Raw genomic sequence first — 6,303 nt, forward strand, 5'->3', positions numbered from 1 at the left:
ATATGAGTTCCCAGACTATCGCAGCTAAGCGCTGGTTCAGTAAAGAGTGGCTGTTAGAGCAGAAGTCGTTGATTGCGCTGCTGGTGCTGATCGCCGTGGTCTCTTCCATGAGCCCGAACTTCTTCACCCTGAACAACCTGTTCAATATTCTGCAGCAGACCTCGGTGAACGCCATCATGGCTGTGGGGATGACGCTGGTGATCCTCACGTCCGGCATCGATCTGTCGGTGGGATCGCTGTTGGCCCTGACCGGCGCGGTGGCGGCATCGATCGTCGGCTTTGAGGTCAACGCGCTGGTGGCGGTGGCGGCGGCACTGGCGCTCGGCGCTGCGGTTGGCGCCTGCACCGGGGTGATCGTCGCCAAAGGCAAAGTGCAGGCCTTTATCGCCACGCTGGTGATGATGCTGCTGCTGCGCGGCGTCACCATGGTGTACACCAACGGCAGCCCGGTCAACACCGGTTTCACCGACGTGGCCGACACCTTCGGCTGGTTCGGCATCGGCCGTCCGCTGGGCGTGCCTACGCCGATCTGGATCATGGCGATCGTGTTCATCGCCGCCTGGTATATGCTGCACCATACGCGCCTGGGCCGCTATATTTATGCCCTGGGCGGCAACGAAGCGGCGACCCGCCTGTCCGGTATCAGCGTCGATAAAGTGAAGATTATCGTCTACTCGCTGTGCGGCCTGCTGGCGGCGCTGGCGGGGGTGATCGAAGTGGCGCGCCTGTCGTCGGCGCAGCCGACCGCCGGCACCGGCTATGAGCTGGACGCCATCGCCGCCGTGGTGCTGGGCGGCACCAGCCTGGCCGGCGGCAAGGGCCGCATCGTCGGCACGCTGATCGGGGCGCTGATCCTCGGCTTCCTGAACAACGGCCTGAATTTATTGGGTGTTTCTTCCTACTACCAAATGATCGTGAAGGCAGTGGTGATACTGCTGGCGGTTCTGGTAGATAACAAAAGCAACAAGTAACCTCCCCCTACAGGAATCACGATGATGAAAATGAAAAAACTGGCAACCTTAGCCTCCGCCATCGCGCTGAGCGCTACCCTGAGCGCCAATGCCATGGCCAAAGACACCATCGCGCTGGTGGTGTCCACCCTCAACAACCCGTTCTTCGTCTCGATGAAGGATGGCGCACAGCAAGAGGCCAACAAGCTGGGCTACAACCTGGTGGTGCTGGATTCCCAGAACAACCCGGCGAAAGAGCTGGCCAACGTGCAGGATCTGATGGTGCGCGCGCCCAAGCTGCTGTTGATCAACCCGACTGACTCCGACGCGGTGGGTAACGCCATCAAGATGGCCAACCAGGCTAAGATCCCGGTCATCACGCTGGACCGCGTGGCGAGCAAGGGTGACGTGGTGAGCCACATCGCTTCGGACAACCGCGTGGGCGGCAAAATGGCCGGTGATTTCATCGCCAAGAAAGTGGGCGCCGATGCCAAGGTGATTCAGCTGGAAGGCATCGCCGGCACTTCCGCCGCGCGTGAACGCGGTGAAGGCTTCAAGCAGTCGCTGGATCAGAATAAATTCAAACTGTTGGCCAGCCAGCCGGCCGATTTCGATCGCACCAAGGGCCTGAACGTGATGCAGAACCTGCTGACCGCGCACCCGGATGTGCAGGCGGTGTTCGCCCAGAACGATGAAATGGCGCTGGGTGCGCTGCGCGCGCTGCAAACCGCCGGTAAAACCGACGTGATCGTGGTAGGCTTCGACGGCACCGCCGATGGCGTGAAAGCGGTCGAAGGCGGCAAGCTGGCGGCGACCGTGGCGCAGCGTCCCGATCAGATCGGCGTGATCGGTGTGGAAACTGCCGATAAAGTGCTGAAAGGCGAAAAAGTGCCGGCGACCATCCCGGTCGATTTGAAACTGGTCACTCAGTAAGTCATACCAGCGCCATCGGAACGGGGCGTTTACGATGGCGCGCAATTCAGGAATCAATGCGATGGAAACAGGTAAGCTGGTGGTTCTTGGCAGCATCAATGCCGACCATATCCTCAATATTGAACAGTTCCCCCACCCGGGCGAAACGGTGATCGGGAAACAGTATAAGGTGGCGTTTGGCGGCAAGGGCGCGAATCAGGCGGTGGCGGCCGGGCGCAGCGGGGCGAAGATCGCCTTTATCGCCTGCGTGGGCGCCGACGATATCGGCGAACGTGTCCGCCGGCAGCTGGCGAGCGATCGCATTGATACCCAACCGATTGAAGCCATCGCCGACAGTACCACCGGCGTGGCGCTGATCTTCGTCAACGCCGAAGGCGAGAACGTGATCGGCATCGATGCCGGCGCCAACGCCGCGGTAACGCCGGATTACCTGGCGCGCTACCAACAAAAAGTGATCGATGCCGATGCCCTGCTGATGCAGCTGGAGTCGCCGCTGGAGACGGTGATTGCCGCCGCCCGCCTGGCGAAGCAACATCACACGCAGGTGATCCTCAACCCGGCCCCGGCGCGTGAGCTACCTGACGAGCTGCTGGGCATGATCGATATGATCACCCCGAATGAAACCGAAGCCCAGCGCCTGACTGGCATTGCCGTGGACAGCGACGCCGATGCGGCGCGCGCGGCGCAGGCGCTGCACGACAAAGGCATCGCGACGGTGATCATCACCCTCGGCAGCCGCGGCGTGTGGCTGAGCGAAAACGGCAACGGCAAACGGGTGCCCGGCTTCAAAGTGCAAGCGGTGGATACCATCGCCGCCGGCGATACCTTTAACGGTGCGCTGGTGACTGCCCTGTTGGAAGGCAAAGTCATGGCCGACGCGGTGCGTTTCGCCCATGCGGCGGCGGCGATCGCCGTGACCCGCCCCGGCGCGCAGCCTTCGGTGCCGTGGCGTGAAGAGATCGACGCCTTCTTGCAGCAGCAGGGGTGATCCTTTGGCCACCATGAAAGATGTCGCCCGCCTGGCGGGCGTTTCAACCTCTACCGTGTCGCATGTGGTCAACAACAATCGCTTTGTCAGCGACAGCGTGCGCGACAAGGTCATGGCGGCCGTGGAACAGCTGAACTATGCGCCTTCCGCGCTGGCGCGCAGCCTGAAGCTCAATCAGACGCGCACCATCGGCATGCTGGTGACCGCCAGCAACAACCCGTTTTATGCCGAAGTGGTGCGCGGCGTGGAGCGCAGCTGTTATGAACGCGGCTACAGTTTAATCCTGTGCAATACCGAAGAAGACGCCGCGCGCATGAACCGCAGCATGGAGACGCTGCTGCAAAAGCGCGTCGACGGTTTGCTGCTGATGTGCACCGAAAACCACCGACCATCGCAAGATGCTCTGAGCCGTTACCCGTCACTGCCGATCGTGATGATGGACTGGGCGCCGTTCGAGGGCGCCAACGACATTATTCAGGATAACTCGCTGCTGGGCGGTGAGATGGCGACCGATCATCTGATCGCCCGCGGCTACCGCAAGATTGCCTGCATCGCCGGCCCGCAGGATAAAACCACCGCTCGCCACCGGCTGGAAGGCTACCGCAACGCGATGCGTCGCGCTGGATTGCCGGTTCCGCCAGGGTATGAAGTGCATTGCGACTTTGAGTTTGAGGGCGGGGTGAACGCCATGCGCCAACTGCTGGCGCTGGATGAGCCGCCGCATGCGGTGTTTGCCGGCAACGACGCGGTGGCGGTAGGCGTTTATCAGGCGCTGTATCAGGCCGGGCTTTCCGTGCCGCAGGATATGGCGGTGATGGGCTACGATGACATTGAGTTGGCCCGTTATCTGGCGCCGCCGCTGAGCACCATTCATCAGCCGAAGGATTCGCTGGGCGAGCTGGCGATCGATGCGCTGATCAACCGCCTGCAAAACCCGGAGCGTGCTCCCCAGGTGCTGGTGCTGACGCCCGAGCTGGTGGAACGCGCCTCGGTGGGCCACCGTTAACTGGCCGCCTTCGCTTCTTTCTTGCTTTCCTGGCCGCTGATCAAGTTGCGGCCATCTTTCCTTCTCAGCAACATAAATACCAGCGCCGACGCCACGGTGACGATCCCCATGGTGATAAAGGTGTAATGGAAGTGGTCGATCATCGTGCCTAACGACAGGGATTCGTAAAAACGCAGCACCGCCGCGCTGATCGCTACGCCGAAACTGATGGACAGCTGTTGGGTGACCGCCAGGACGCTGTTGCCGGCGCTGGCGTTGGCGTCGTTCAAATCCGCCAGGCTGATGGTATTCATGGCGGTGAACTGGGTGGACATCGCCATGCCCAGTACGAACAGCGGCAGGATCATCAGCCACAGCGGCATGCCTGGGCTCTGCAGGGCGAACTGCGCGATCAGCGCTCCGATGATAACGGTGATGCCGACCAGCGTTTTACGGTAGCCGAACCAGCGCAACACCTGAGTGACGGTGGATTTCGCCATCAGCGAGCCGATGGCGGTCGGTGCCATCATGCAGCCGGCGACGATCGCCGTGTAGCCAAATCCCACCTGCAGCATGAGCGGCATTAAAAATGGCACGCAGCCGGTGCCCAACCTGGACGCGACGTTGCCGGCGATGCCGACCGAGAAGGTGCGGGTTTTGAACAGGTCGAGGCCGATCAGCGGCTGAGGATGACGGCGGGCGTGCGCGATGTAGCCGAACAGCATCACGAAGCCGCTGAGCAGAATGCCCAGCGAAACGTAGCTCGCCAGCACCCGCTCGCCAAACAGCTCCAGCCCGGTGGAGATCAGCACCAGGCTCAGGCCGAACAGCATAAAACCCAGAAAATCGAAGCGGCGCTTGGGCGTGGTGAAGTCCGGCATGTATTTGCGCGCATAGAAGATGCCGAGCAGGCCGATAGGGATATTGATCAGGAAAATCCAATGCCAGGTGGCGTAGGTCACCAGCCAGCCGCCCAGCAGCGGCCCCAGAATCGGCCCGACCAGGCCGGGCATGGTGACGAAGTTCAGCACCGGCAGCAGTTCGCTGCGCGGGTAGGCGCGCAGCAGCGCCAGTCGCGCGACCGGCATCATCATCGCGCCGCCGATGCCCTGCAGCACGCGAGAGGCAACCAGCACGCTCAACGTGGGGGAGAGGGCGCACAACAGCGAACCGAGGGTGAATAACGTGACGGCGAAGATGAACACGCGGCGGGTGCCGAAGCGGTCCGCCAGCCAACCGCTGACTGGGATCAGCATCGCCACCGTCAGCGTATAGCTGATGACGGCAGATTGCATCGCCAGCGGCGAGTGCCCGAGGCTGTGGGCGATCGCCGGCAGCGCCGTGTTGAGGATGGTGGCGTCCAGCGCCTGCATAAAGAACGCCATTGCGGCGATCCACGGGAGTCCTGCCATACTGCGCGCGGATTGGGTCATGGTCGGTCCTGGTTAAATGGTCGTCTCTCCCTCATCTCTTTCTTCTATCTATAAGCGGGGAGCGTGTCTAGTCTTTCTCTTTCAGCAAAACTTGGCAGGCGACGAGGGCGCCTGCGCTGTCTCCGGCGAGTATCGCATCGACGATAGCCTGATGGTGGCGCAGCTTGATCACTTCATTGCCTGTAATGGCGCGGAAGTAACTCTGATACACCGAACTGAACAGGTTAGCGAACGAGGTCAGGAACGGATTACCGCTGGCCTCGTAGATGAGCTGGTGGAATTGGGTATCGACCTGGATCCAGCGCTCGCGATCAAACTGGGTATGCAGCGCGCGCATCTCCGCCATCAGCTCCGCCAGCAGTTTGGTTTGCTGCGGGCTGGCGTGGTCTGCCGCCAACGCGCAGGCCTGCGGTTCCAACGAGGTGCGCAATATAAGGAAATGTTGCATCACCTGATCGAAGTTTTCCCGCGTCATCCACCAGGTCAGTAAATCCTGATCGAGGAAATTCCATTGGCTTTGCGGCATCACGCGGGTGCCAATGCGCGGGCGCGGCAACAACATGCCTTTGGCGGCTAACATCTTTACCGCTTCGCGCACCGCTGTGCGGCTGACGCCGAATTGCTCGCCCAGTTCCATTTCACCGGGCAGGATGCTGCCGGCCTGATAATCGCCCGCCAGAATTTGTTGGCCGAGTTTCTCTGCAAGCAGATAAGAAAGATTGCGTTGGGCGGCCTGTTGTTGTGCATTTAACGGCATGGCTGCGGATCCTTACTGACATCGTTATTTCTATTTTACTCCAGCGATCGCCAGCTTTTATGGCTGTTTGCCTGAAAAAGTGACATAAATTCGCCGCTTTTTCGCTCTTTTGCCGAAAAAATCCGCGCTTGAAAAGTTTTTTGCATTTAGGGGTTGCGGCCCGCCGAGAACTCCCTATAATGCGCCTCCACTGACCGGGAACAACGACTGACAAGCCGCCGGGTCAGCGAGAGAAAAGCGAAATAAACGCTTGACTC

6 protein-coding genes are annotated in these 6,303 nt (G+C 60.8%); 4 read left to right on the forward strand and 2 right to left on the reverse strand.

The genetic code is table 11. The annotated features are described in order from the left end of the window. Nucleotides 1-2 precede the first annotated feature (2 nt). The 4 genes from rbsC to rbsR all read left to right on the forward strand — a co-directional run bounded on the left by rbsC (nucleotide 3) and on the right by rbsR (nucleotide 3,877). A complete protein-coding gene (gene rbsC / locus HWW83_RS18120) occupies nucleotides 3-971 on the forward strand; it encodes a ribose ABC transporter permease (protein WP_019455467.1) in 969 nt (322 codons plus the stop codon). Nucleotides 972-995: 24 nt separating this feature from the next. Continuing rightward, the gene (rbsB, locus tag HWW83_RS18125) at nucleotides 996-1,883 is read left to right on the forward strand and encodes a ribose ABC transporter substrate-binding protein RbsB (protein ID WP_025160300.1); all 888 of its coding nucleotides are present in this window, start codon (nucleotides 996-998) and stop codon (nucleotides 1,881-1,883) included. 61 nt (nucleotides 1,884-1,944) lie between these two features. Further along, the gene (gene rbsK / locus HWW83_RS18130) at nucleotides 1,945-2,871 is read left to right on the forward strand and encodes a ribokinase (RefSeq protein WP_176589463.1); all 927 of its coding nucleotides are present in this window, start codon (nucleotides 1,945-1,947) and stop codon (nucleotides 2,869-2,871) included. 4 nt (nucleotides 2,872-2,875) lie between these two features. Next, a complete protein-coding gene (gene rbsR / locus HWW83_RS18135; protein ID WP_049299632.1) occupies nucleotides 2,876-3,877 on the forward strand; it encodes a ribose operon transcriptional repressor RbsR in 1,002 nt (333 codons plus the stop codon). Here the strand turns inward: rbsR and mdtD are convergent. Next, entirely contained in the window at nucleotides 3,874-5,289 is a 1,416-nt protein-coding gene (gene mdtD / locus HWW83_RS18140) for a multidrug transporter subunit MdtD (RefSeq protein ID WP_033645165.1), read from the reverse strand. The two genes, rbsR and mdtD, sit on opposite strands and share 4 nt — an antisense overlap. Before the next feature lie 67 nt (nucleotides 5,290-5,356). Continuing rightward, entirely contained in the window at nucleotides 5,357-6,046 is a 690-nt protein-coding gene (locus HWW83_RS18145; protein WP_033652336.1) for a FadR/GntR family transcriptional regulator, read from the reverse strand. Nucleotides 6,047-6,303 lie beyond the last annotated feature (257 nt).

The organism is Serratia ureilytica, assembly GCF_013375155.1.
GTDB classification, from domain to species: Bacteria; Pseudomonadota; Gammaproteobacteria; order Enterobacterales; family Enterobacteriaceae; genus Serratia; species Serratia ureilytica.

Bases quoted from the DNA above. Each gene is read 5' to 3' on its own strand.
- rbsC (WP_019455467.1), top strand. From the start codon at position 3: ATGAGTTCCCAGACTATCGCAGCTAAGCGCTGGTTCAGTAAAGAGTGG.
- rbsB (WP_025160300.1), top strand. From the start codon at position 996: ATGAAAATGAAAAAACTGGCAACCTTAGCCTCCGCCATCGCGCTGAGC.
- rbsK (WP_176589463.1), top strand. From the start codon at position 1,945: ATGGAAACAGGTAAGCTGGTGGTTCTTGGCAGCATCAATGCCGACCAT.
- mdtD (WP_033645165.1), bottom strand. From the start codon at position 5,289: ATGACCCAATCCGCGCGCAGTATGGCAGGACTCCCGTGGATCGCCGCA.
- HWW83_RS18145 (WP_033652336.1), bottom strand. From the start codon at position 6,046: ATGCCGTTAAATGCACAACAACAGGCCGCCCAACGCAATCTTTCTTAT.